General features: G+C 62.2%; 27 protein-coding genes, 4 tRNA genes and 1 riboswitch. Of the genes, 15 read left to right on the top strand and 16 right to left on the bottom strand.

The features are described from left to right. Positions 1-6: 6 nt before the first annotated feature. Positions 7-771 (bottom strand): histidine phosphatase family protein, encoded by a 765-nt coding sequence (locus CSQ95_RS14310; RefSeq protein WP_099409973.1) that lies wholly within the window; start codon positions 769-771, stop codon positions 7-9. A gap of 80 nt (positions 772-851) precedes the next feature. Next, positions 852-2,252: an L-cystine transporter gene (locus CSQ95_RS14305; protein WP_099409972.1), complete on the bottom strand. Its 1,401-nt coding sequence runs from the start codon at positions 2,250-2,252 to the stop codon at positions 852-854. Positions 2,253-2,509: 257 nt separating this feature from the next. Here CSQ95_RS14305 and CSQ95_RS14300 point away from each other — a divergent pair, with 257 nt between their 5' ends. Beyond that, positions 2,510-2,887, top strand: coding sequence for a nuclear transport factor 2 family protein (locus CSQ95_RS14300; protein ID WP_070290666.1), 378 nt, complete (start codon positions 2,510-2,512; stop codon positions 2,885-2,887). Between the two features lie 13 nt (positions 2,888-2,900). After that, positions 2,901-3,290 (top strand): hypothetical protein, encoded by a 390-nt coding sequence (locus CSQ95_RS14295; RefSeq protein WP_099409971.1) that lies wholly within the window; start codon positions 2,901-2,903, stop codon positions 3,288-3,290. A gap of 3 nt (positions 3,291-3,293) precedes the next feature. Here the strand turns inward: CSQ95_RS14295 and CSQ95_RS14290 are convergent, their stop codons facing one another. Together CSQ95_RS14290 and CSQ95_RS14285 are read right to left on the bottom strand one after the other, a co-directional pair. After that, positions 3,294-3,899 carry a YigZ family protein gene (locus tag CSQ95_RS14290; protein ID WP_070290668.1) on the bottom strand — a complete coding sequence of 202 codons (606 nt, stop codon included), beginning with the start codon at positions 3,897-3,899 and terminating at the stop codon, positions 3,294-3,296. Positions 3,900-3,967: 68 nt separating this feature from the next. After that, positions 3,968-4,225: a hypothetical protein gene (locus CSQ95_RS14285; RefSeq protein WP_099409970.1), complete on the bottom strand. Its 258-nt coding sequence runs from the start codon at positions 4,223-4,225 to the stop codon at positions 3,968-3,970. Between the two features lie 66 nt (positions 4,226-4,291). Between CSQ95_RS14285 and CSQ95_RS14280 the strand changes: the two genes are divergently transcribed. Together CSQ95_RS14280 and CSQ95_RS14270 are read left to right on the top strand one after the other, a co-directional pair. Then, entirely contained in the window at positions 4,292-5,092 is an 801-nt protein-coding gene (locus CSQ95_RS14280) for a helix-turn-helix domain-containing protein (protein WP_099409969.1), read from the top strand. 492 nt (positions 5,093-5,584) lie between these two features. Further along, positions 5,585-6,058, top strand: coding sequence for a hypothetical protein (locus tag CSQ95_RS14270; protein WP_143449974.1), 474 nt, complete (start codon positions 5,585-5,587; stop codon positions 6,056-6,058). Between the two features lie 52 nt (positions 6,059-6,110). On the opposite strand, the gene CSQ95_RS14265 is transcribed toward CSQ95_RS14270, so the two are convergent. Then, positions 6,111-6,186: transfer RNA gene (locus CSQ95_RS14265), tRNA-Lys, on the bottom strand. A gap of 71 nt (positions 6,187-6,257) precedes the next feature. Continuing rightward, a tRNA-Lys gene (locus tag CSQ95_RS14260) sits at positions 6,258-6,333 on the bottom strand. Between the two features lie 120 nt (positions 6,334-6,453). Between CSQ95_RS14260 and CSQ95_RS14255 the strand changes: the two genes are divergently transcribed. Together CSQ95_RS14255 and CSQ95_RS14250 are read left to right on the top strand one after the other, a co-directional pair. Further along, positions 6,454-6,912, top strand: coding sequence for a MarR family winged helix-turn-helix transcriptional regulator (locus tag CSQ95_RS14255; protein WP_070224687.1), 459 nt, complete (start codon positions 6,454-6,456; stop codon positions 6,910-6,912). Then, positions 6,909-8,201, top strand: coding sequence for an MDR family MFS transporter (locus tag CSQ95_RS14250; RefSeq protein WP_257218049.1), 1,293 nt, complete (start codon positions 6,909-6,911; stop codon positions 8,199-8,201). The genes CSQ95_RS14255 and CSQ95_RS14250 overlap by 4 nt, the downstream gene beginning before the upstream one ends. Here the strand turns inward: CSQ95_RS14250 and CSQ95_RS14245 are convergent. Next, on the bottom strand, positions 8,195-9,283 hold the full coding sequence (locus CSQ95_RS14245; protein WP_099409967.1) for an NADH:flavin oxidoreductase/NADH oxidase: 1,089 nt from the start codon (positions 9,281-9,283) through the stop codon (positions 8,195-8,197). The genes CSQ95_RS14250 and CSQ95_RS14245 overlap by 7 nt on opposite strands. A 109-nt stretch (positions 9,284-9,392) precedes the next feature. Between CSQ95_RS14245 and CSQ95_RS14240 the strand changes: the two genes are divergently transcribed. The 5 genes from CSQ95_RS14240 to CSQ95_RS29135 all read left to right on the top strand — a co-directional run bounded on the left by CSQ95_RS14240 (position 9,393) and on the right by CSQ95_RS29135 (position 13,920). Further along, complete coding sequence (locus CSQ95_RS14240) at positions 9,393-9,710, top strand: helix-turn-helix transcriptional regulator (RefSeq protein ID WP_099410002.1); 318 nt, start codon at positions 9,393-9,395, stop codon at positions 9,708-9,710. An 88-nt stretch (positions 9,711-9,798) separates the two neighbouring features. Then, positions 9,799-11,187: a hypothetical protein gene (locus CSQ95_RS14235; RefSeq protein WP_099409966.1), complete on the top strand. Its 1,389-nt coding sequence runs from the start codon at positions 9,799-9,801 to the stop codon at positions 11,185-11,187. Positions 11,188-11,316: 129 nt separating this feature from the next. After that, positions 11,317-12,447 carry an acyltransferase gene (locus CSQ95_RS14230; RefSeq protein ID WP_099409965.1) on the top strand — a complete coding sequence of 377 codons (1,131 nt, stop codon included), beginning with the start codon at positions 11,317-11,319 and terminating at the stop codon, positions 12,445-12,447. A 121-nt stretch (positions 12,448-12,568) separates the two neighbouring features. Continuing rightward, a complete protein-coding gene (locus tag CSQ95_RS14225) occupies positions 12,569-12,868 on the top strand; it encodes a BrnA antitoxin family protein (protein ID WP_099409964.1) in 300 nt (99 codons plus the stop codon). Between the two features lie 131 nt (positions 12,869-12,999). Then, positions 13,000-13,920, top strand: a complete 921-nt coding sequence (locus CSQ95_RS29135; protein WP_143449973.1) for a hypothetical protein — start codon at positions 13,000-13,002, stop codon at positions 13,918-13,920. 69 nt (positions 13,921-13,989) lie between these two features. On the opposite strand, the gene CSQ95_RS14215 is transcribed toward CSQ95_RS29135, so the two are convergent. The 9 genes from CSQ95_RS14215 to ybgC form a co-directional block, all read right to left on the bottom strand. Continuing rightward, a tRNA-Lys gene (locus tag CSQ95_RS14215) sits at positions 13,990-14,065 on the bottom strand. 89 nt (positions 14,066-14,154) lie between these two features. After that, a tRNA-Lys gene (locus tag CSQ95_RS14210) sits at positions 14,155-14,230 on the bottom strand. A 67-nt stretch (positions 14,231-14,297) separates the two neighbouring features. After that, positions 14,298-15,056 (bottom strand): tol-pal system protein YbgF, encoded by a 759-nt coding sequence (ybgF, locus tag CSQ95_RS14205; protein WP_070219558.1) that lies wholly within the window; start codon positions 15,054-15,056, stop codon positions 14,298-14,300. A gap of 135 nt (positions 15,057-15,191) precedes the next feature. Continuing rightward, the gene (gene pal, locus CSQ95_RS14200; RefSeq protein ID WP_099409962.1) at positions 15,192-15,713 is read right to left on the bottom strand and encodes a peptidoglycan-associated lipoprotein Pal; all 522 of its coding nucleotides are present in this window, start codon (positions 15,711-15,713) and stop codon (positions 15,192-15,194) included. A 43-nt stretch (positions 15,714-15,756) separates the two neighbouring features. Further along, positions 15,757-17,025 carry a Tol-Pal system beta propeller repeat protein TolB gene (tolB, locus tag CSQ95_RS14195; protein WP_070219589.1) on the bottom strand — a complete coding sequence of 423 codons (1,269 nt, stop codon included), beginning with the start codon at positions 17,023-17,025 and terminating at the stop codon, positions 15,757-15,759. A gap of 5 nt (positions 17,026-17,030) precedes the next feature. After that, positions 17,031-18,050 carry a cell envelope integrity protein TolA gene (gene tolA, locus CSQ95_RS14190; protein WP_099409961.1) on the bottom strand — a complete coding sequence of 340 codons (1,020 nt, stop codon included), beginning with the start codon at positions 18,048-18,050 and terminating at the stop codon, positions 17,031-17,033. A 48-nt stretch (positions 18,051-18,098) separates the two neighbouring features. Then, a complete protein-coding gene (locus CSQ95_RS14185) occupies positions 18,099-18,539 on the bottom strand; it encodes an ExbD/TolR family protein (protein WP_223278896.1) in 441 nt (146 codons plus the stop codon). 15 nt (positions 18,540-18,554) lie between these two features. Continuing rightward, complete coding sequence (tolQ, locus tag CSQ95_RS14180) at positions 18,555-19,244, bottom strand: protein TolQ (RefSeq protein ID WP_046682323.1); 690 nt, start codon at positions 19,242-19,244, stop codon at positions 18,555-18,557. Between the two features lie 46 nt (positions 19,245-19,290). After that, positions 19,291-19,692 (bottom strand): tol-pal system-associated acyl-CoA thioesterase, encoded by a 402-nt coding sequence (gene ybgC / locus CSQ95_RS14175; protein ID WP_070219560.1) that lies wholly within the window; start codon positions 19,690-19,692, stop codon positions 19,291-19,293. Between the two features lie 315 nt (positions 19,693-20,007). After that, positions 20,008-20,132, top strand: a riboswitch (ZMP/ZTP riboswitch). Between the two features lie 111 nt (positions 20,133-20,243). Here ybgC and glyA point away from each other — a divergent pair. From glyA to CSQ95_RS14155, 4 genes are all read left to right on the top strand, one after another. Further along, the gene (glyA, locus tag CSQ95_RS14170) at positions 20,244-21,491 is read left to right on the top strand and encodes a serine hydroxymethyltransferase (RefSeq protein WP_099409960.1); all 1,248 of its coding nucleotides are present in this window, start codon (positions 20,244-20,246) and stop codon (positions 21,489-21,491) included. A gap of 143 nt (positions 21,492-21,634) precedes the next feature. Beyond that, a complete protein-coding gene (gene nrdR / locus CSQ95_RS14165) occupies positions 21,635-22,096 on the top strand; it encodes a transcriptional regulator NrdR (RefSeq protein WP_034759169.1) in 462 nt (153 codons plus the stop codon). Positions 22,097-22,323: 227 nt separating this feature from the next. Further along, entirely contained in the window at positions 22,324-22,908 is a 585-nt protein-coding gene (pilV, locus tag CSQ95_RS14160; protein WP_227742134.1) for a type IV pilus modification protein PilV, read from the top strand. After that, positions 22,905-23,882: a PilW family protein gene (locus tag CSQ95_RS14155; protein WP_099409958.1), complete on the top strand. Its 978-nt coding sequence runs from the start codon at positions 22,905-22,907 to the stop codon at positions 23,880-23,882. The genes pilV and CSQ95_RS14155 overlap by 4 nt, the downstream gene beginning before the upstream one ends. Positions 23,883-23,897 lie beyond the last annotated feature (15 nt).

Raw genomic sequence — 23,897 nt, 5'->3', positions numbered from 1 at the left:
GAAGGATCAGGATTTCGGCGCAGCCGGCATGTCGGGCTGTGCCGTGACGGGTGTGCCGGCCGCTTCCAGCGGCGCGACGAAGTTGCACAGGTCCAGCTGCAGCTTGCCGTGCCTGCCCAGGGCGAGGTTGAAGGCATACGAGGTGATGCCGCAGTTGGGCACGTCGGCCGCCTTGTCGATGGCCAGGATGGCGTGCTCGTCGCAGCGCTCGAGCAGGTAGCGGAAACAATTGACGATGACCTGGTGGCCGACGATCAGCACGCGTTCGCCCCGGTATTCGCGGGTGATGGTGTCGAGCACGCTGCGCAGGCGCAGGATGACGTCGCACCAGCTTTCGCCGCCCGGCGGGCGAAAATAAAATTTACCGACGTGCTGGCGCTGTTCGTGCAATTCCGGGTACTTGCTGGCGATGCCGTGCACGGTCAGGCGGTCGAGGATGCCGAATTCCTTTTCGCGCAGGCGCTCGTCGGCCACCACGGCGCTCAAGCTGTCCGCATCGATGCGCGCCAGCACGGCTTGCGCCGTCTGCTGCGCCCGCACGTAGGGCGAGTACAGCACGACGGTCGGTTGTTGTTCAGGGGGGAGGGTGGCGAACCAGTCGCCGAGGGCTTGCGCCTGGCGCGCGCCAAGCTCGGAGAGGGGGACGTCGACATCGCGCTCGGCGATGGCGATTAATAACTGTTTTTCCGCTTCGGCGGCATCGCGCGCCACGTTGCCGGCACTTTGGCCGTGACGCACGATCCAGATTTGCTGCGGCCATTTCTGTTCCATCGCCTTGCGCCTTCCTCCGTATTGATTGCGATTCAATATAGACGAAAGCGGCAAGGCGCGGCGCGCAACTCGATGGGCTTTTAGGCGGCGTGTTCCGCCTCGTCCAAGTCAGGCGCGTCGTCGCTGTTGTAGACGGCCAGGTCGGTTTCGCCCATGACCCGGCTGGTGACGGTGCCGGCCGTGATCGAGCCGCTCACGTTCAGGGCCGTGCGGCCCATGTCGATCAGCGGTTCGACGGAGATCAGCAAGCCGGCCAGCGCGACGGGCAAGTCCATCGCCGACAGCACGATCAGGGCGGCAAACGTGGCGCCGCCGCCCACGCCGGCCACGCCGACGGAACCGATGGTGATGATGGCCAGCAGCGGCAGCAGGAAGCTGAGCGTAAATGGATCGACGCCGACCGTAGGGGCGATCATGACGGCGAGCATGGCCGGATAGATGCCGGCGCAGCCGTTCTGGCCGATGGTCGAGCCGAACGAGGCGGCGAAGTTGGCGATGCCTTCCGGCGTGCCCAGGCGCTGGGTTTGCGTCTGCACGCTCATCGGGATCGAGCCGGCGCTGGTGCGCGAGGTGAAGGCGAAGGCCAGCACGGGGAAGACTTTCTTGACGAAGCGCAAGGGGTTCAGGCCCACGCCGGCGATGATGGCCAGGTGCACGAGGAACATCAATATCAGCGCGCTGTACGAGGCGACGACGAAGTTGATCAATTTCAAGATGTCGGTGTAGCTCGACGACGCTACCACTTCAAACATCAGCGCGAACACGCCGTACGGCGTCAGGCGCAGCACCAGGGTGACCATGCGCATGACGATGGCGTGCGCCACTTTCATGAAGTGCTCGAAGGATGCGAAAATTTCCGGCTTTTTCGCCGCGATGCCCGTAGCCGAGATGCCGATGAAGATCGAGAACACGACCACGGCGATGGTCGACGTCTTGCGCGCGCCCGTCATGTCGAGGAAGGGGTTGGTCGGCACGAAGCTGACCAGCAGTTTCGGCAAGGACAGGGCTTTCGCCGTTTCCAGCGAGCCTTGCAGCTGCACGCCGCGCGCCACTTCGGCCGCGCTCGAGGTCAGGCCTACTGCCGTCAGGCCGAACAGCTTGGCCATCAAAATGCCCAGCGCGGCGGCGATCGTAGTGGTAATGAGCAGGGTGCCGATGGTCAGCGCGCTGATCTTGCCCAGGGAACTCGCATCCTTGAGCTTTAAAATGGCGGAGATGATGGAAACCATGATCAGCGGCATGATGATCATCTGCAGCAGTTTGACGTAGCCGCTGCCGACGATGTCGATGTATTCATTGGTACCGGCGATGACGGGCGAGCCGGCGCCGTACAGCCACTGCACGGCCGCGCCCAGCAGCACGCCCAGGCCCAGGCCCGTGAAGACGCGCACGGTGAACGTCGCGTGTTTGCGTTGCTGGTGGAACATGAAGGCGAAGACGATCAGCGCAACGAGCAGGTTCAGAATGATGTTAATTGCCATGAAGGGGCCTTATCTTGGTTTTATTCGGGACTGCGGAGAGCACTTTACTACAAGTCATTGCTGCCCCAGCCTGGGGCGAAAGGGCAAGCACTGTACAGTACTATGGGGGTGTTTTACGCGATACTGCTGCGAATATTACGCTATATAAATATGCTCCACAGGCATAAGCCTTCAGGATGATTGTGAAATTGGCTATTTCGTGCCAGCATGGTTTTCCCGTTTGTTAATATGCGCGCGTGATTTTAATAAGGAAAAAAATGAATGCTTTAACGGAAGTACAAGTGCTGGATGCGGAAGAGCGCTTGCGCCTGGCCATGATGGCGTCCGACGTGGCCGCGCTGAATGTCTTGCTGGCCGACGAGTTACTGTTTACCAATCACCTGGGTCATCTGCTGAGCAAGCATGCGGACCTGGCAGCGCACGAGCAGCGCCTGCTGGCCATCACGGACTTGCGCGCGTCCGAGCGCCATGTGCGCATCAACGGCAACGTGGCCGTGGTCTCCGTGCGCATGCAGCTGACGGGCAAGTATCACGACGTGGAAACGCATGGCGACTTCCGTTTTACGCGCGTGTGGGCGCAGGATGCGGCCGGCGCGCTGCAAGTGATCGCCGCCCATTCGGGCGTCGTGGCTTGAGGAGCACGGTTTAGTGGATCATCGTTCCAAAGGGCAGCTGTTTGAAGCTGTCATCGCCGCCGGTCCGGCCACGCTGGCCATCACGGCCGGCTATCCCCTGCTGCTGTACAACCTGGTGCGCACCTGGACCGACGCCCCCGGCGCCAATGCGCTGGCCGCGCTGCTGCTGACGGGCGGCCTGTGGGCCTTGCTGGAATTCTGGCGCATCGCGCTGGCGACGGTGGCGCGCAAGGCCTATGCATTCAACTGGCGCTTCTGGCTGGCCATCGCCGGCTTCCTTGCCTGCTTCGTGCGTTTCGTGCCGGACATGCCGGCCGGATTGATGCTGCTGTTGCTGGTGCTGCCGGCGCTGGCGTGGACGCATTTCATCTTGTTGCAGATCAAGCGACCGCGCGACCTGTAGGGTTTATTCTTCCTCTTCGGCCTCTGCCTTCAGCCAGGCTATCCGTCCATTGCCCGCCTCATGCAGATGGGCGAGCAGGGCGGTGGCCGCCGTTTCAGGCAGGCTGAAGTCGAACAGCACGTCTTCGCCATGCGCCACGTTCAGCAGGGTGGCGCCGGCGCCATCGAGTTCGCGGCGCAGCATGCCTTCCATCGCATACGGTACCGTGCAGCGCAGGGTGCGCTGGCGCACGATGGCCGTCTTTTCCGCCTGCAATAACGCTTGCGCCACGCTGTCCGTATAGGCGCGCACCAGGCCGCCCGCACCGAGCTTGATGCCGCCGAAATAGCGCACGACGGTGGCCAGCACGCCTTCGAGGTCCTGGTGGCGCAGCACGTCGAGCATGGGCCGCCCGGCCGTGCCGCTCGGTTCGCCATCGTCGACGGCCGCCGATTGCCCGCCCGCCAGCAGCGCCCAGCACACGTGGCAGGCGCCCGGATGCTGCGCCTTCAAGTCATTGACCACCTGCTGCGCGCTGGCGCGGTCCGTCATCGGCTGCACGCAACCGATGAAACGGCTTTTCTTGATGATCAGTTCGCTGTGGACGGGGGCGGCAATGGTAAACGGCATGGCGGGTGCGAAGGCGGGCAAAGCAGCATGATAGAGGAAATGCGCGCCGGGGACGAGCCGTTGGCCGCTTACTCCGTTGCGACGGACACCAGTTCGCGCAGCGCCGCATCGCGCACCTGCAGGATCTCGAACAGTCCCAGCGCGTGCAGGGCGGGCAGGGCGTCGACAATGTCGCGCTCGGCGATGGTCTTGTCGTCGCTGCTGCTGCCGTCGTCCAGCCACAGCCGGGCATTGGCGAGAAACGCGCCCACCGTGCCCTTGCGCACGGTGACGCCATTGAACTGGCCCTGGTTTTGTTGATCGGCTAAGACGTCTTCTGCACGCATGCTGAACTCCTGAAGGTTGGAAAGACTTCACTGTATGATGACGGGATTGTCTTGCCTGCGTTGTTTATGTCATTCGATACGTCAAATCCGCCAATCTTGCCGCCAGCACCGCCGCTGCGCGCCATGCGCATTGTCCAGCCGCAGGAAAGGGTGACGGCGGCGCACCGCCATGCCAGCGGCCAGCTGTTCGGCGCCATGCGGGGCTTGCTTTCCGTTGCCGCCGACAGCGGACAGTGGGTCGTGCCGGCCAGTCACTGCGTGTGGGTGCCGCCCCATCACGTCCACGCGCTGCGTTCGCACGGCCCGTTTGCGGGCTGGAGCGTATATGTGGACGAGGCCAGCTGCGCCGGCTTGCCCGCCGTGCCGTGCGTGATGCGCGTCTCGGGCTTGCTGCGCGAGGCGGTGGGCCGCGCCAGCACCTGGGGCGAGGGCGCGCTGGAGGCACTGGACTCGCGGCAGGCCCGGGTGGCGGGCGTGATCCTCGACGAGATCGCCGCCGCGCCGCACGAATCCTTCGGCTTGCCCCTGCCCACGGACCCGCGCCTGCTGCGCGTGGCGCGCGCCGTGCTCGACGACCTGGCCGACGAACGGGGCGTGGAAGCGCTGGCCGCCTGGGCCGGCGTATCGCCGCGCACCCTCGCGCGCCGTTTCACGGCCGAGACGGGCTTTACGCCCTCCGCCTGGCGCCAGCGCGCCCGCATCCTGCGCGCCCTGGAACGATTGGCCGCCGGCCAGCCCGTCACGACGATCGCGCTGGACCTGGGCTACGACAACGTCAGCGCCTTCATCGCCATGTTCAAGCGCGTGATGGGCGTGACGCCGGGGAGGTATGGGGATGGCAATGAATCGGGAAATATCGGTATTTGATAAAGCGCAACTTGCTGCAGATAGGAACGGCCAAGGCTGAAGTTGTGTGCGAATGCCTGACCTGACTCCGGCCCCACAGGCGCCCGGATGCTGCGCCTTCCAATCGTTGACCACCTGCTGCGCGCTGGCGCGGTCCGTCATCGGCTGCACGCAGCCGATGCAAGGGCTTTTCCTGATGATCAGGTCGCTGTGGAAGGGGGCGGCGATGGTTAGCGGCATGGAGGGGACGACGGCGCGCAAAGCAGCTTGATAGGGGAACTGCGCGTGGCAGGGGAGGGCGAGGATGGCGCATCCGCTGCCCGCCTTGCGGCCTGTTCATTGGCTTTCGCTGTTGAAAAAGATGCAGCGATTGTTGTTATTTATGCAGTGACAATCCGTTAGCTTTCAGCTTGAAAAAGCGAGGAATATCTCATCCGTGGCGCGATGGCAGCGTGCCATGTGGCGCAAGGATCTGCTTCACGCGGCTACTTGCCGCTCATGAAAGGGGATGTCATGTCACATGTATGGATAGGAAAGTTCGATGGCACGATACAGTGCGACAAGGAATCGCCCAGCATTCCACTGGGCGAGATGCGCGAACAGCTGGCGCGGCTGATCGGGGACGCCGCCATCCTGAACGCCAAGCGCACCGAGCGGCCGATGCCGCAATTGTGCGGCTTGCCCAGCGGGGTCATCAATGCCTATGAAATTACGGCGGCGGGCTGGCAGCTCCTGCGTGACGGCGTTGCAGGCAAGCAGGGTTTCTTTCGTCTCGACCAGTTGGAGCAGTGCAGTGCGGAACAGGTCAATGTCAGCCGCCTGATCGGGACGTTGACGGCATCGCCACCTCACGCCGTGCGCGACCTGGTCGGTCATCCGCTGCGCGTCTACCAGTCCGGCGATGGGCTGACCAAGGATTGGCGCCCTGAACGTTGCAATATCGAAACTGACAAGGAAAGCCGTATCGTCAGTGTGTGGTTCGGGTAGGCAATAACAAAAAAGCCCACGAACCGGAATTCGTGGGCTTCTCTGAAGTATTTGGTAGGCCGTGCGGGATTCGAACCTGCGACCAACGGATTAAAAGTCCGCTGCTCTACCAGCTGAGCTAACGACCCAAAAACTTTTTACTACTACTGCGGTAACACTGTGCCGTATCAACATGCTTGCCATGATGACGGCTGAATCTTGGTAGGCCGTGCGGGATTCGAACCTGCGACCAACGGATTAAAAGTCCGCTGCTCTACCAGCTGAGCTAACGACCCAAGGGCGGCTATTATGACGGCCAACGGCGGTTTTGGGAAGGGCCGGGGTGGAAAAAAGCCTTGCGTGGCCCTCATGTTCGGTCTAATATGGGTAGATAGCCTACCTATTTAACTCATTCCATGCCCACTACCGAAGACCTTCCCATCCCCGAACGCGCGCTGGCGCTGTCCGATGACTTGCGCGTGGCGTTCAAACGCCTGTTGCGCTCCATGCAGCGCGAAGGGGGCGAGCTGGAGGGCAACGTATCGATGATGCAATACATGCTGCTGGCGCTGATCCACGAGCAGCCCGGCATCGGCGTGGCCGCGCTGGCGCGGCTGCAGAACGTGCGCGGGCCCACCGTCAGCGCCCAGGTCAAGTCGCTCGAAGAGGCGGGGCTGGTCGAGCGCAGCGCGCCCGATCCGCAGGACCGCCGGCGTTCGGGCCTGCACGTGTCGGCGCAAGGCCTGGCCATGCTCGAAACCTTGCGCGCGCGGCGCCGCGATGCGCTGGCGCGCCGCATCGCCCGTCTGACGCCGCAGCAGGTCGATGCGCTGGAAGCCGCCATGCAGCCGCTGCTTGAGATCGGCCAAGCATGAGTGGCCACGATCGCGCCGCAGGCGCAGACAAGGACGCCGTAAAACCCGTCACCGAGCGCGAAGTGCGCGCCATCTACCTGGGCTTGATGGCCGTGCTGGGCCTCGGTGCGCTGGACCAGAGCATCGTCGCCACGGCCTTGCCGCGCATCGTCGACGACCTGGGCGGCATGGCGCATCTGTCGTGGGTGGTCACGGCCTACGTGCTGGCGTCGACGGCCACCATGCCTCTGTACGGCAAACTGGCCGACCAGTACGGCCGCCGCCCCATGATCTTCACGGCCCTGCTGACCTTCTTGCTCGGTTCCGTGCTGTGCGGGCTGGCGCAGAACATGACGGAACTCATTATTTTCCGCGCCATCCAGGGCCTCGGCGCGGGCGGCTTCATGCCGCTGGCGCAAATCATCATCGGCGACATCGTGCCGCCGGCCGAGCGGGGCAAGCGGCAGGGCATGGTGCCCGTCGTGTTTGCCGTCACCAGCGTGCTGGGTCCCGTGCTGGGCGGCGTCATCACGGATGCCTTGTCGTGGCACTGGATTTTCTATGTCAACCTGCCCATCGGCGCGGTCGCTTTTGTCATCATCGCGCGCGCCATGCGCAAACCGGCCGAGAACCGCACCTTCAATATCGCCAGCCTGGTGATGGCCATGACTTTTATGGGGCTGATGGGCGCCAGCGTCTTCTTCCCCCTGTTCTTCCAGCTGGTGATGGGCACGAGTCCCGCCGAATCGGGCGTGATGACGGTGGCGATGATGGTGGGGCTGGTGGCGTCGTCGATGTTCAACGGCCGCGTGCTGTCGCGCTCGGGCAAGTACAAGATGGTGCAGGTGGCGGGATTGGCCGTGGCGCTGCTGGCGTTTGCCGTGCTGGCCTGGGCCATGGAAACGTCGCGCGGTTACTGGATCATCGAGCCGGCCATCTTCTTCCTCGGCACGGGATTAGGCTTGGTGATGCCGAACATGACGATCGCCGTGCAAAATGCCTTGCCCCTGGCGCGCCGCGGCGTGGGCACGGCCATGCTGGCCTTTTTCCGCTCGCTGGGCGGCTTGCTGGGCGTGACGGCGTCCGGCGCCATCCTTGCGCACCAGCTGCATAAGCATGGCGTGGAAGCCGTGTCGGCGCTGGGCGCGCAGGCGGCGGTGCAGACGGTCGAGGTGTACCGCCATGCGATCGCCAGCGTGTTTGGCGCCGGCGCCGTGCTGCTGCTGGCGGGACTGGTCGCCTTGCTGTTCCTGCCGGAACTGCCCCTGGAGGGGCATCCGGCAACGTTAAAGCCCAAGACCGATCAGTAGCGCTCGAGCCAGTGCGCGTACGGCGCCGGCAGGGTCCACGAGGCGCGTTCCACGCCGAGTTCCTTGGCGGCAAAGTATGCCCAGTGCGGATTGGCCAGGTGCGCTTTGCCGACCATCACCACGTCGAGCTGTTCGTCCTTGACGACGCGCTCGGCGATGGCCGGCGTGCCGAAGCCCCAGGCGGACGAGACGGGCACGCCCGCTTCCCGGCGCACGCGCTCGGCGATCGGGCCCATGAAGGCCGGGCCCCACGGAATCGACACGTCGGGAATGGTAAAGCCCATGCTGACGCTGATCATGTCCATGCCCGCATCCTTGAACTGGCGCACGAGGCCGATTGATTCGAGCAGGGTTTGCTCGTCGCGGCCGTCGAATTCCAGCACGCCGAAACGGATGGTCAGCGGCAGGTGCTCGGGCCACACTTCACGCACGGCTTTCAATGTTTCCAGCAGGAAGCGGCTGCGGTTTTCCACGCTGCCGCCATAGATGTCGTCGCGCTGGTTCGAGTGGGCGGAAAAGAAGCTTTGCGCCAGGTAGCCGTGGGCAAAGTGCAGTTCCAGCCACTCGAAGCCCACTTCACGGGCGCGGATGGCCGCGTCGACGAAGTTCTGTTTCACGCGGGCGATATCGTCGAGGTCCATGGCGCGCGGCACTTTCGGCAGGCCGCCGCCGAAGGCGATGGCGGACGGGGCGATGGTTTGCCAGCCGCGCGCGTCGCCTTCAAGGATGTGGTCGTCGCCTTCCCATGGGCGGTTGGCGCTGGCCTTGCGGCCCGCGTGGGCGATCTGGATGCCGGGCACGGAGCCGGCCGCCTTGATGGCCTTGACGACAGGCACGAAGGCTTGCGCCAGGTCATCGTTCCAGATGCCCGTGCAGCCTGGCGTGATGCGGCCTTCGGGCGCCACGGCCGTCGCTTCGACGATCACCAGCCCGGCGCCGCCACGGGCCATGCCCGCGTAATGCGACAGATGCCAGTCGTTGGCCTGGCCATCGACGGCCATGTACTGGCACATGGGCGGCACGGCGATGCGGTTGCGCAGGGTGACATTTTTGAGGGTATAGGGCTGGAAGAGGGCGGACATGGTGGCCTTTGTGTGTGTGTGGATGAAAAAGTAGGGGAGATGCTGATTCGGTAGTTCGTAAATATTCGAATAATGGAATTAGTATAGCGCATGCTGTATGATTGTGCTCATGCGCCCACACAAACATCCTCCCGCCAGCGAATTCGTGCTCGAGCGCGTGCTCTACGCCTTGAGCGATTCCATCCGCCTCGACATCGTGCGCCACCTGGCTAGAGTCGATGCGGCCGCTTGCGGCGACCTCGACGGCGGGCGGCCGAAATCGACCGTCTCCCACCATTTCAAGGTCTTGCGCGAAGCGGGCCTCGTCTACACGGAAAACGCGGGCACGACGCACATGAATACGCTGCGCCGCGCCGATATCGAGAGCCGTTTCCCCGGCTTGCTCGACGCCATCCTCGCGCAGCAGCCGCAAGCGAATCAGTCCTGAGCCAGTCCTGAATCTGCCGTAGAATGCCTGCAAGATTGCCGAATTTGCAGCATGGGCGGGCAGTCCTGACCTGAAGGGCCGACGACGCATGAAAATTTTCGCACGGTATCGCTGGTGGTGCGCCGCCGCTTTCGTATTGCTGACTGGCTGCTGGCCTTACACGGAGCCGGCCACGGGCGAATATGCCGCCGTGCTGCGGCGCGGCGAAAAGGTGACCAAGGCCGATACCTACGGACGGTTTGCCGCCTTGTCGGTCGAGTACCGCCAGGGCGGCGGCTCCCTGATGTCCACCGAGAATCACTCCATGCGGCTGATATATAACGACAAAATCGTCGTCAAGACCACCGATGGCATCGAACGCTGGACCGATTTCGCCCAGCCCGTGTATTTCGTCAAGCGGCAGGAAGACGACGGCATGCTGGCGCTGGTCCACGAGCAGGCGGGCAAGGCCGTGGTCGAGAAGATTGCGGCGTCGGAATACGGCTACCGTGGTAACGAGACGTACATGCATGGCTTCCCCCTGTCTTCCGGCGTGCGCTATTTTCCCGTCGACCAGCGCCCCGGTTTCCTGTTGCGTGGCCTGCCGCTGAAAACCACCGTGCTGCCCAGTCCGCCCGAAGGGGACGGCTACCTGCAAGCCTATGTTCTGGCGGCCATCTCGCCCGACGGGGCATCGTTTGCCTATGTCGACAGCGAATATGCGCCGTCCGTGATGCTGGTGGTCGATGCGGACGGCAAGCGGCGCGATCCCATTCCCTTGCCGAGAATCTACCTGGCGGACGCGCCCAGCTATCAATTCAACCCCTACGAGCGGCTGTGGGCCTGGTCGCGCACGGCGTTCGCATGGCACAGGAACGGCGCGGGCAGCTGGGAGGTCCGTCCGGACGGTATTGCGCCTGGCGCTGCCGGCGCACGCAGTGTAGTCGAGGAATTGTTTATCAGCGATCAAACCGGCTACCGTCGCTGTTTTGCCGCCGCCAATGCCGCCTGTCTGCCGGGCTGGCGCGCCGCGAACGCCGCCGAGCAGGCCAGGACTTTTGTGCGGGACGGCGACGCGCCGCCGTTTGCCTACGTGCCATCAGCCCCAACGGCCGCTTTTGGCTCCGCGGTCGGTGTGCTGTTGCTGTCCAGGGAATGCTGCCGTGTGCCGTCCTACCATCTGTATCTGGATGGCGCGCCGGCAGCGGTGACCGCGCAATTGTCCGCGCGCTTGCGCGAGAGCAAGACGCCTTTCGTGCGCGTCGATGAGTGTCCGCGCCGCACTGGCAATGACGGCAAGTGCGAGGCGCAACTGGCGCAGCAGCTCAAGCGGCCGGAATCGCTGGGGCGCGAACTGGAACAGTTGCTCGATACCTGGGAGGAGCGGGATGGCGTGCTGTTCGTCATGCCGTCGATGGTGGTCGCGGTGCGCGCGAACGCGCAGGGCGGCAGCGTGATCCAGACCCTGTTGCGCGCCGATTTGTCGCGCAAGGACTGATGCCGCTCATCTGCCGCGCGTCACCAAAGTGCCAGGCTCGGCTATGATGTCGGCCTTTCGGTAAATCCTCAGCCGCGCGCCTGTTGCGCGATGGGCTGGCGACACTACCTGGCACGGCAAGGATTGGGAATGACGGCAGCAGCAGTGGTATCACAGGCGGACCTGGCAAATCGTCCGCAGTTTGGCTGGATCAATGGTTTGAAGGCAGGCGCGGCGCAGTTGATCGTGTTGCACCATCTGGCGTTTTACGGGCCCATGTCCGACTACGTGCAGCCCCTGTGGCCCGAGTTGCTGGGCTGGCTGGGCGGCAGCGCGCGCATCGCCGTGCAAGTGTTTCTCGTCATCGGCGGCTTTCTCGTCGCCAAGTCCCTCTCTCCCGCCGGCCGTCCCGGCATCGCCACGCCGCTGCAGGCCGTCTGGCGCCGCTATGCCAAGCTGGCGCCGCCTTTCCTGGCGGCCACCTTGCTCGCGGCCATCATCACGCCTGTGGCCGGCATCTGGATGATGCACGACTCCATGTCGGCCGCCGTCACCCTGGGCCAGCTGAGCGCGCATGCCTTGCTGCTGCACGGCGTGCTCGGCTATGAGTCGCTGTCGGCCGGCGCCTGGTATGTGGCCATCGATTTCCAGCTGTACCTGCTGACGGTATTGCTGCTGTGGCTGGGCGGCCGCTTGGCCGGCCAGCGGCGCGGGCACTGGCTGATGCCGCTGGCCATCACTGTGGGCATCACTTTTTCCCTGTTGTATTTCAACCTCGATGCGGGCTGGGATAACTGGGCGCCGTATTTCTTCGGCAGCTATGGCTTGGGGCTCATGGCCTGGTGGGCCAGCGACCCGGCCCGCAAGCCCGGCGCCATGACCGCGCTCATGGCCATGGCCGCCGTGCCCGTGCTGCTGGCTCTGGCCGTCGATTACCGCAGCCGGATCGCCCTGGCCCTGATCGTCGCCTGCGCCCTGTTCCTGTTCGGCCGCGCCCGCACCCCGTCGCAGGGCCGTGCCTGGAACATCGTCAACACTCTGGGCCGCATCTCGTATGCCGTCTTCCTCGTGCACTTCCCCGTCAGCCTGCTGGTGAATGCGCTGTTTATCAGCTATGTCCCGCTCGAACCGGAGTGGCAGGCGCTGGGCATGCTGACGGCCTGGGGCGCCAGTCTGGCGGCCGGCGCCGCGTTTTACCGCTGGGTGGAGGTGCCGCTGGGGCGGGTCGTGGGCGGTGTGGTGGCGCAACTGGCCGGGAGGCCGGCGCTGGTGTCGCGTTGAGACCAGGGATGTAGCTTTCCGATGGTGCCTTGCTTCGAAAACAGGGCTGGAAGTTTCCATTATTTGTTACTACAATAAATGATGAGAATCACTTTTGATGCCGTTAGGTTGACGAAAGCAAATGAACGCGAAATCGCAAAATACTGGCAAAGCCTCGGTTGATCCCGACGATGCGCCCGAATTGACGGACGGTTTTTTCGAGCAGGGCGTCTGGCAAGCGGGCGATAAGCCCGTTTCCCGTCCCGAGGCGCAACAGGAAGTGGCGCGCCGCCGCGGCAGGCCCGCTGGCAGCGGAGGCAAGGTCAGCACGACCATACGCTTCGACGCCGAGATCCTCGATGCCTTCAAGGCCGCCGGTGATGGCTGGCAAACGCGCATGAATGATGCGCTGAAGGAGTGGCTGCGGGCACGGCGGACGTGATAGCGTATGCCGCAATATGAGTCGCAGCTAGGCAATTGCGTCTGTTTTTTGTGGTTTTGTTCGCGGCGCATGTGCAAGCTGCAAGGTATTTCATTAATTTATTCCAAAGCTATCGTCGCTAAAGGGCAGAAATGAGTGGTCACGAACTTACAGACGATGAACTCGGCCAATTTGAGTCTTTCCCGCATCCGCCAAGTGTCGCTGCTGTCCGCACCACAAATGTGTGGATTATCGAATGGCTATCGGCGGACGAGAAGCGTACTGGGCGTGACCTGCACGAATGGATGGAGGGGAGGCGTGCTGGATGGTCCATTTATTGTCCTTGTCAAACCAAGGCCGAAGTGCTTGCGTCGATTGCGCGTGCAGAGCATTTAGCGAAGACGGTTGGAATGATCCCGGTACTTCATTTAGAGGCTCATGGTGGCGATGATGGCTTGTTTCCAAGTTCGGAAGTTGATGCGGAGGGACTGAGTTGGGAAGAGTTGACTGTTCCTCTTCAGAGCCTGAATAGGGCAACCAAATGTAATTTGCTTGTGGTGGTTGCTGCATGCACTGGTTTTGCTGTCATTCGCGCACTCAACAAGGGGCCACGCGCCCCGGCTATGGCAATCGTTGGGCCTGATGCTGAGATATTGCCGGGGCGGCTACTTGAGGGGACCAAGGAATTTTATCGTAGCTGGATGGCCGGTAATCTTTCGCTGACTGATATCGTGTTAAGCGCATCTCGCGAAACTGGTTCTACTCATTTTGTATTGGAGCCTTTTGCCACATTTTGCTATGAAGTAATGGCAGAAAACTTAATTAAGTCGATTCGCCCTGACGAGCGGTCAAAGCGGCTCGAGAGATTGCGGGCACGATTTGCGGCGGAGCGTGAATTAAGTGATTCAAAAATAGAGGCGCAATTGGCGCGGCTTCCAATTGTGTCCCCTTGGGAGTGGCAGCAAGAGGTTTGGGATCACATGTTCATGATTGATGTTTTCCCGGAAAATAGGGAGCGTTTTGGTGTCGATTGGGAGGAGATCACACGCCGCGTGGAATTAATGGTAGGCTGAAATCGGGCGTGATTGTGGCTGCCCAAAACAAAAAAGCCAACCGCGAACGGTTGGCTTCTCTGTAGTATTTGGTAGGCCGTGCGGGATTCGAACCTGCGACCAACGGATTAAAAGTCCGCTGCTCTACCAGCTGAGCTAACGACCCAAAAACTTTTTACAACAACTTCGGTAACACTGTGCCGTAAAAAAATGCTTGCTATAACAACTCGCAAGCAGATCAGTACTGCGTATTCGTGGTAGGCCGTGCGGGATTCGAACCTGCGACCAACGGATTAAAAGTCCGCTGCTCTACCAGCTGAGCTAACGACCCGAAGAAGAAAGATTATAGGGGGTGCCCGGGATTCTGTCAAACCTAACGGGCAACTTTTTCCCCGCTTTTACTTTTTACCGGCCCGTTCCTTGGCCGCTTGCGCCGCGCTGGAGTCCGGGTAGCGCGAGATCAGGGCGTTCAGCGTCTTGGTCGCGTTCGGCTTGTCTTTCAGCTCCGTGTAGCAGCTGGCGATGTTGAGCATGGCGTCGGGCGCCTTCGGGCTGTCCGCGTAGTGTTTCAGCACTGCCTGCTGGGCCGTGATGGCGTTTTTGCAGTCGCGCTGGGCGTAATAGGCGTTGCCCAGCCAGTATTGCGCGTTGGCTGCATACGCCGATTCCGGATAGCGCTTGACGAAGGCGTCCAGGGCCGTGACGGCGCCCTTGTAGTCGCCCGACTTGAACAGGCCGAACGCGGACTCGTACGCGCTTTGCTCGGACACGCCCACGGCCGCTTCCTGGCCGTCGATGGTGACCTGGCGCGGTTCGAGCTTGCGCAGGCGCGCGTCGATGTCGGTGTAGAAATCCTTCTGGCGCTTTTGCACATTCGCCAGGTCGTTGCCCAGCACTTCGATCTGGCCGCGCAGGCGGGCGATCTCTTGCATGGTCTGGTCGTGCTGGTTGAGCAGGCTCAGGGTGCTGGTCTTGTCCGCCTTGGCGTCGATGCGGCCGTTCAGGTCGCGCGCCATCGCGTCGACCTTGGCGCGCAGCTCGAGGATGGCTTTGCGTGCTTCGTCGTCGTCGAACAGGGCGGCGTTGGCGTGCAGGGGCAGGTAGGCAAACGCGGCCATCAAGGCGGCGGCGACGCCGGCTTTCGAGAATGTCATCATGGGTCGGGCTTTCTAAGGTTACGCAAAACATGCAAACGGGGCGCCGGGCGGTGAATCACCGCGCTGCGCCCCATTATTATGCCTATGACTGGCCAGTTAGGTAAGCGCCAATGCTGCCGCGCTCACCCGTCAACATCAATAAACGATGTCAGCGCGGCGGTTTTCAGCCCATGCTGCTTCGTTGCTGCCTTGTGCTTTAGGCTTTTCTTTGCCCAGCGACACGGCTTCCATTTGGCCTTCTGGCACGCCCAGGGCAGCCATCGACTTGCGCACGGCTTCAGCACGTTTCTGGCCCAGGGCCAGGTTGTACTCAGCGCCACCGCGTTCATCGGTGTTACCTTGGATCAGGATCTTGCGTGCTGGGGTTTTCACCAGGTAAGCAGCGTGGTTTTGCACGACTGGGGTGTCCGCTTCGCGCACGACGTATTTGTCGAAGTCGAAGTAGATGCTGCGGTTAGCCAGCACGCCTTTTGGATCGTCCAGTGGATCGACCGATGCGGTCGTTACTGGCTGAACTTGACGGGTGTCAACTGGAGCTGCGACTTTTTCAGGAGCGCGCTCAACCACTGGGGTTTCTGCTACTTTGACTGGGGTGCTGCAGGCGGACAGCAGAGCTGCGGTAGCGGCGATGAAAGCCAAACTTTTAAAGTTACTCATTTTTATTCTCCGGGTCATGGTTAAAGGTGAAACTGTACAGCATTTACTTCATAAAAGGACCCCAGGTGGGCTCCTTGATATTGCCAGCTTGCGTAGTCAAACGCTGTTTGACGCGGCCATCCACCGATACCACTGCCAGCGACTTGCGTCGTCCGGATTCGGTCGCGTACATGATATATTTCCCGTTGGGCGAAAAGCTCGGTGATTCGTCGTTGGCGGTGTCCGACAGGCGCAGTTCCTGGCCACTAGCCAGGTCGAGCGCGTAGAGCTGGAAATTGCCGTCGCGACGGGAAATATAAGCGAGTGTCTTCCCGTCGGACGAAATCCGCGGGCTGATGTTGTAGGAGCCGCCAAACGTCACGCGCTTGGCTTCGCCACCGCTGGTCGACATGCGGTAGATTTGTGGTCCGCCGCTGCGATCGCTGGTGAAGTAAATACTTTGGCCATCGGCCGAGAATTGGGGTTCCGTATCGATGCCGCTGCTGGTGCTGACGCGGCGCAAGCCGCTGCCGTCGGCATTGACGGTGTAGACCTGGGTATGGCCGTCGCGCGACAGGGCCACGGCCAGGCGCGAGCCGTCCGGGCTCCAGCTCGGCGCGGAATTGCTGCCTTTTTCATTCGACACGATGGTGCGCTGGCGCGTCACCAGGTTTTGCACGTAGACGATGGGCTTTTTCTTTTCAAACGACACGTATGCGACCTTGGTGCCGTCCGGCGACCATGACGGCGAAATGATCGGCTCGTTCGAGCGCAGGGCGACCTGGATGCCTTCGCCATCGGCGTCGGCGATTTCCAGGCGGTATTCGCGGCCCGATTGCGTGACGTAGGCGATGCGGGTGGCGAACGCGCCCTTGACGCCCGTCAGCTTTTCATAGATGTCGTCGGCGATCTTGTGCGCCAGCAGGCGGTTGAACTGCGGTGCGGCCGCATTGTTCATGCTGGAAATCTGCGCGCCCTTGATGGTGTCGAACAGTTTGTAGCGCACGTCCAGGCGGCCATCGGCCATGCTTTGCACGCTGCCGGCCGCCAGCGCGTCGGCGCCGCGCGATTTCCATTGCTCGTAGCTGACGGGCGCCGTTTCCGCCACGGGCGCATCGGCGTCGATCAGCTTGAACACGCCGCTGCGCGCCAGGTCGGCCTTGATAATGCCCGACAGCGATTGCGGCGCCGCCGATTCATTGACGAAGCTGGCCACAGCCACCGGGATCTGGTTGCTGCCGATCCCCGTAATCTCCACGCGCAGCTGCGCCTGGGCGCTTGACGCTCCCAGCATCAGGCTGGCGCAGAGCACGACATAGCTCATTTTTTTCATGGTCATCATTTAGGCAAATCCTTCATCTCGAATATGAGTTCAATCTCGCGTTCCACGGTGCCGTCTTTTTTCTTCGGCAGTGGCGACGATTTATTAATGGCGTTTTCCACCGAGCTGTCATACGCCGGCAGGCCGCTGCTTTTAATCTTTCGGACCGAAATAATTTCCCCAGTTGGCAGTTGCTCGATCTTGAACACGGCGCGCGGGTTGCCCGGCACCTCCGTGCTACCGCTGTACGCGATATTGCTCTTGATCTTGCTCGTCAGGGCAGCGACATAGCCGCTGTCCTTGCGTGGCGCGGTCGCTTTCGCGGCCGTGCCCGTGGTGCCGTTGCCTGCCTGTGCCATCAGGCGCTTCATATCATCGGCACGCAATTTGTCTGCCGCCGCTTTTTCGGCAGCTGCTTTTTTTGCCTTGGCGGCTTTTTCCGCCGCCGCTTTTTTCTCGGACAGTTCTTTCTCGGCTTTTTCTTCCGCCGCTTTTTCTTTCTCTTTGGCCAGCTTGGCTTTCTCCAGCTTGTCGGCCTTTTCTTTTTCCAGCTTGTCAGCCTTGTCTTTTTCTTTCTGCTTCTGTTTTTCCAGTTCGCGCTTTTCTTCCTCGCGTTCCTTCTGTTCCTGCTTGCGGCGTTCTTGCTCTGCCGCTTTCTCTTTTTCTTCCTTCAGCTTGGCCTTCTTGCGTTCCAGGGCGATCTCCGCCTCGCGCAGGTCGACCTTCGGCTCGGGCGCGGCCACGGGCGGTGGCGGCGGCGGGGCCGGCTGTTCCACTTGCGGTTCCGGCGGCGGGGCTGGTGTCGGCTCCGGTTCCGTCGCCACTTCGGGCGGCGGCGCGGCCGTCTGCACTTTCATGTCCCACACTTCCGCTTCGACAGCGACAGGTTCCGTATTTTGCCAGTGTACGCCCACCCACAGGAAAAACAGCAGGCCAAGGTGCATCGCCAGCGCCAGGCCCAGCGAGGGCCAGCGGCTGCGTTCGCGCGGCACGCTGTAGGGCTTGCCGAGTACATGGTCGATTTGTTTGTTCTGCAAAGTCTAGTCTATCTAAAAACGGTCAAGTCTGGAAACAGGATGCTGCGCTTACTTGGTGGCCAGGCCGACACGGGTAATGCCCATCTTTTTCGCTTCCGAAATGAGCTGGATCACATCGTCGTACTTGCTTTCCTTGTCGCCCGCGATCATCACGGGATAGTCGGGATTGCTTTCATGCAAACCGCGCAGCTTGCGCAGCAGGGCGTCGCGGTTCGGTTCCGTTTCCGGCGACAGCTGTTCCTTGCCGATGACGCCGATCGACAGCGAACCATTCGGTTTCAGCACGATCTGAATATAGTCATCGGGCGGTTTCGCCGACTTTTCCGCGTTGGGCAGGTTCACCACGCTGGGATTGTTCGACGACGGCATCACCATGAAAATGATCAGCAGCACCAGCATCACGTCGATATACGGCACGACGTTGATCTCGGACTTGAACTTGCGGCCGCGGCCGCCGCGCATGCCGCCGCTATTGAATGAGGAACCCATGGACGCTGCTCCCTCTTAGCGCGACTGGCGCTGCAAGATGTTGGAGAATTCCTCGACGAAGCTTTCGAAGCGGATCGCCAGGCGGTCGATGTCATGCGAAAAACGGTTGTAGGCGACGACGGCGGGAATGGCCGCGAACAGGCCGATGGCCGTGGCGATCAGCGCTTCGGCAATGCCGGGCGCGACGGCGGCCAGGGTTGCTTGCTGCACGTTGGCCAGGCCGCGGAAGGCGTTCATGATGCCCCAGACGGTACCGAGCAGGCCGATGTACGGCGAGACGGAGCCGACGGACGCGAGGAAGGCCAGATGCGATTCGAGCACGTCCATTTCGCGCTGGAAAGCGGCGCGCATGGCGCGGCGTGCGCCGTCAAGCACTGCGCCCACGTCCAGCGCTTCGCGCGAACCGTAGGAAGCCTTGCCCTTGATGAATTCGCCCATGCCGGCGTCGAAGATACGGGCCAGCGCGCCGCTCTGGTCGCGGTTGCCGCTGGCGTTCTGGTGCAGCGCATGCAGGTTGCCGCCGGCCCAGAAGCTGCGTTCGAATTCGATGGTTTGCTTGCGCGCCTGGCGCACGGCAAACATCTTGCGGAAAATGTAGGTCCAGCTGGTCAGGGAAATCAGCAGCAGCAGGGCCATGATCAGTTGCACGATCAGGTGGGCATTGGTGATGAGCGCGAGGAAAGAAAGATCTTGTGTAACGTTCATTGGCAGGCAGTCTGTTGGGTGAATTATCCGGGGGTGGCGGTAGGGCTCAGGTGGCGCGCATGCGGGCCGCGACTGCATCAGGCACGGCGCGCGGGCGCATGCTTGAGTCGACGCAGCCGATCTTGACGCGGGCCGTGTTGAGCAGGCGGTCGCCGCACCAGGCTTGTTGCAGGAAAACGATGGAGGCGCGCCCCATTTTTTCTATGCTTAAGGTTAATCTTACCGTGTCATCGAGCCTGGCTGGCGCATGATAGTCGGCGTTGACGCTTTTGACAACGAACATCGCGTCGTGCTGTTCCAGCAGTTCCTGCTGGCCCACGTCGATGGCGCGCAGCCATTCCGTGCGTGCGCGCTCGAAGAATTTGAGGTAGTTAGCGTAATAGACGATGCCGCCGGCGTCGGTGTCTTCATAGTAGACACGTACGTTCCAGGTAAAGACTGAAGGCATGTTTATTGCGCCAGTAGTGAGATTGAGCAACATTTTACGCGATTTTTCTTCTTGTGACTGTGGGCGCTTGCTGGAAAGCCATGCAAAAGCTGCATATAAGTTGCACCGCAGCATTATAAATCCGGCGTGTGCAATGGCAAGCTTCGTAACATACGCTTACATGCCATGGCCAGGTTTAAGTCCAGCTTAAGAGCGGCAGCCATGCCCCGGGGCGGCCCGCGGCCCTGTCCGGGCTGCGGCGGCGCGCGGCGATTATAGACGCACGGTTGCATTCCTTGCTCAATTTGGGCACTTAACTTACAATTTGACTTCCATTACGTCTCACGTGACTGGCGAAAAGTCGGGCGATCTCCCTGAGTGGCGATCGGCAAACCGGCGAAAGGTGGGCACCCACCGGGAAACGTGAGATTTTTCATCAGCCGTTCGCCTGGGTAGCCACTATGGAAAAGCACGAAGAGGCTGCCCGTCCAATGTTGTTATTCACTTAACGCCGGCTCCCCTCATTCGATCCAACCTGCCAGTACAAGCACCCTCATACTTGGAGTTTTTACATGTTTGCAAAAGATCACACCCTCGCCAACGTCGATCCTGAATTGTTCGCCGTCATTCAAAAAGAAAACACGCGCCAGCACGATCACATCGAACTGATCGCCTCGGAGAACTACACGTCGCCAGCCGTAATGGAAGCGCAAGGCTCGCAGCTGACGAACAAGTACGCCGAAGGCTACCCGGGCAAGCGCTACTACGGCGGCTGCGAATACGTCGACGTGGCCGAGCAACTGGCCATCGACCGCGTCAAGAAACTGTTCGGCGCCGAATGCGCGAACGTGCAGCCGAATTCCGGCTCGCAGGCGAACCAGGGCGTGTTCTTCGCCATGCTGAAACCAGGCGACCTGATCATGGGTATGTCGCTGGCCGAAGGCGGTCACCTGACCCACGGCATGCCGCTGAACATGTCCGGCAAATGGTTCGATGTCGTCTCCTACGGTCTGACGGCGGAAGAAGACATCGACTACGAGGCGATGGAGCGCCTGGCCCGCGAACGCAAACCGAAACTGATCATCGCCGGCGCATCCGCGTTCTCGAAAAAAATCGACTTCGAACGCTTCGGCAAGATCGCCAAGGAAGTGGGCGCCTACTTCATGGTCGACATGGCCCACTACGCGGGCCTGATCGCCGCCGGCCTGTACCCGAACCCGGTGCCGTTCGCCGACTTCGTCACCTCGACCACGCACAAATCGTTGCGCGGTCCGCGCGGCGGCATCATCCTGATGAAGGCCGAGCACGAAAAAGCCATCAACTCGGCCATCTTCCCTGGCATCCAGGGCGGCCCGCTGATGCACGTGATCGCCGGCAAGGCCGTCGCCTTCAAGGAAGCGCTGAGCCCTGAATTCGTCGAATACCAGAAGCAAGTGATCAAGAACGCCGACGTGCTGGCGAAAACCCTGATCAAGCGCGGCCTGCGCATCGTGTCCGGCGGCACCGAATCGCACGTCATGCTGGTCGACCTGCGCGCCAAGAACCTGACGGGCAAGGAAGCCGAAGCCATCCTCGGTTCCGCGCACATCACCTGCAACAAGAACGGCATCCCGAACGACCCGCAAAAACCCTTCGTCACCTCGGGCATCCGCCTGGGCAGCCCGGCGATGACGACGCGTGGTTTCAAGGAAGCGCAAGCGGAAGAAGTGGGCAACCTGATCGCCGACGTGCTGGACAACCCGCATGACGCCGCCACCATCGAGCGCGTCAAAGCGGCCGTGAAAGTGTTGGCCGACGCGCACCCTGTGTACGCAGCATAATTATTTGTCCAGAATGTGTCATACGGAGTAAGATTCCGTATGACACATTCCTTCGTGCCCAAGGGCGCCCGGAGTGATTCGGGCGCCCTTTGTACAAGGGCGGCGATTTCCCGTAATTATTACTATAAAGTTGTAACCAGCCCATGAAATGTCCATTTTGCCAGCACGGCGACACCCAGGTTCTCGATACGCGCGTATCGGAGGAAGGGGATGCCATTCGGCGCCGCCGCCGCTGCGGCAAATGCGACAAGCGGTTTACCACGTACGAACGCATTGAACTTATCATGCCGGCCGTCGTCAAAAAGAATGGCAGCCGGACGGAGTTCGCTGCGGATAAGTTGCGCGGCAGTTTGATGCTGGCCTTGCGCAAGCGTCCCGTCGCGGCCGCCTCGGTGGATACGGCCATCGCGTCCATCCAGGAAAAACTGCTGACCAGCGGCTTGCGCGAAGTCGATTCCGGCTATATCGGCGAGCTCGTCATGCAGGAACTCAAGCGCCTGGACAAGATCGCCTACATCCGCTTTGCTTCCGTCTACAAGAATTTCGAAGACCTGGCCGAGTTCCAGGATGCGATCGCCGAAGTGGGGCAGGCGCGCAAGCCCTGACGCTTACCCGGCCGTTCACTTTGCCGGTAACGGGGCCGCTCCTGCGCCCCGTGTTCACCATGCCAGCGCTTGCCTGGCAAGCGGTCTGATCAATAACTACGCCATTCCTCTCCCCTTATCGCTGCGCTGTTTGCGCTAGCGCAGATCCTGGTTTTTGCGTGCGCCTATCGTGTAGCTGGGCCGCCTGTTCTTGCGACTCTTTCTGCGGAAGGGAGCAAGGCATGCACATGAGCGGTCGCACTATGTTTCCAGCGGGTGGCAGCAGCCTCGTCGAGGTGCTCGTGTCGCTGCTGCTGTTGGCGCTGGGCCTGCTCGGTGCCAGCATTTTGCAACTGCACTCCCTGCGCGCGCGCCATGAGTCGGCGCTGTTGTCGGCGGGCGCGCAGCTGGCGGCCGGCATGGCCGAGCGCATGCGCGCAAACGGCGTGCTCATGAATGGTCCCGATGCGGGCAATCCCTACTTGAACGTGGCCTACGCGGCGGCGGACGACGCCGAAGCAGGCGGCACCGCGCCGGACTGCTTTGGCGCTAGCGCCTGCAGCGCGGCCGAACTGGCGCAATTCGACATCGCCGAATGGAAGCAATCGCTGCATGCGGCCTTGCCCGGCGCGCGCCTGCATATCTGCCGCGATGCCTCTGTCTGGGATGCCGCCGCGCAAGGCTTGCACTGGGCGTGCAGCGGCGGCAAGGGCGCGCCCATCGTCATCAAGCTGGGCTGGCGCGGCCGCTTGCCCGATGGCTCGCCCGCCGTGAATGCGGCAGGCGAGTCGCTGCCCAGGCTGGTATTCCAGCTGGGCGGAGGCGGCGCATGAACGGCGTGCATGCCGCGTGGCGCTGGCGGCGCGGCATGAGCCTCGTCGAATTGCTGGTGGCTCTGTCGCTGGGCGCGCTGCTGATGCTGGCCGCCAGTAGCGTGCTGGTGGCGGCCAGCGGCAGCTATGGCGACCAGTCCGCCAGCGCGCGGCTGGACGATAACGGCCGCTATGCGCTCGACACCATCGCCCGCGCCGTGCGCCAGACGGCGTACGTGAACTGGGATAGCAGCGCCGCGCCCGTCGCCCATGCCGATGACGACAGCGCCAATGTCGCCGGGCTCGACGCGCGCAGCCTGGGCAAGAACAGCGAAGGCATCAGCGGCGCCTTGCCCGGTGTCCTGCATGGCAGCGACGTGCTGGCCCTGCGCTATTACGGCGCCGGCAAGGAAGAGGGCGGCGACGGGTCCGTGCTCAATTGCGCCGGCTTTGGCGTGGGTGCCGCGCAAACGGAGGCGCAGCGGGGCTGGAGCATTTTCTATGTGGCGCAGGGCGCCGATGGCGAAGGCGAACTGCGCTGCAAATACCGTGGCGCGAACGGCTGGGGCGCGGATGCCGTCATTCGCGGCGTCGACGGTTTCCAGGTGCTGTATGGCCTGGACACGGATACGCCGCCCGACGGCGTGGCGAACCGCTATGTCAACGCCAGTGCGCTCGACGCCTACGATGCGGCGCTGGTGCTGGCGGGTGCGGATGCGGCCGCGCGCCAGCGCGATTTGCGCCGCCGCACGCATTGGAAGCGCGTGGCCAGCGTGCGCGTGGCCTTGCTGCTCCATGGCGAGGCGGAGCAGGCGGACAAGATGGCGGAACTGGGGCCGGCGCAGTTCGACCTGTTCGGCAAGGCATATGCCGAGGCGCACGGCGCCGGCGACACGGGCGTACGCATCGCGCGCGCGTCCTTGCCCGCCGCGACGCGCTCCCGGCTGCGGCAATTGCTGCAGACGAGCATCATGCTGCGCAACGGGCCGGCCTAGGCGGGCGGCACGATG

It is taken from the genome of Janthinobacterium sp. BJB304, assembly GCF_002735765.1.
In the GTDB taxonomy this organism is placed as follows: Bacteria; Pseudomonadota; Gammaproteobacteria; order Burkholderiales; family Burkholderiaceae_D; genus Janthinobacterium.
This window is presented reverse-complemented; position numbering and strand designations above follow the sequence as displayed.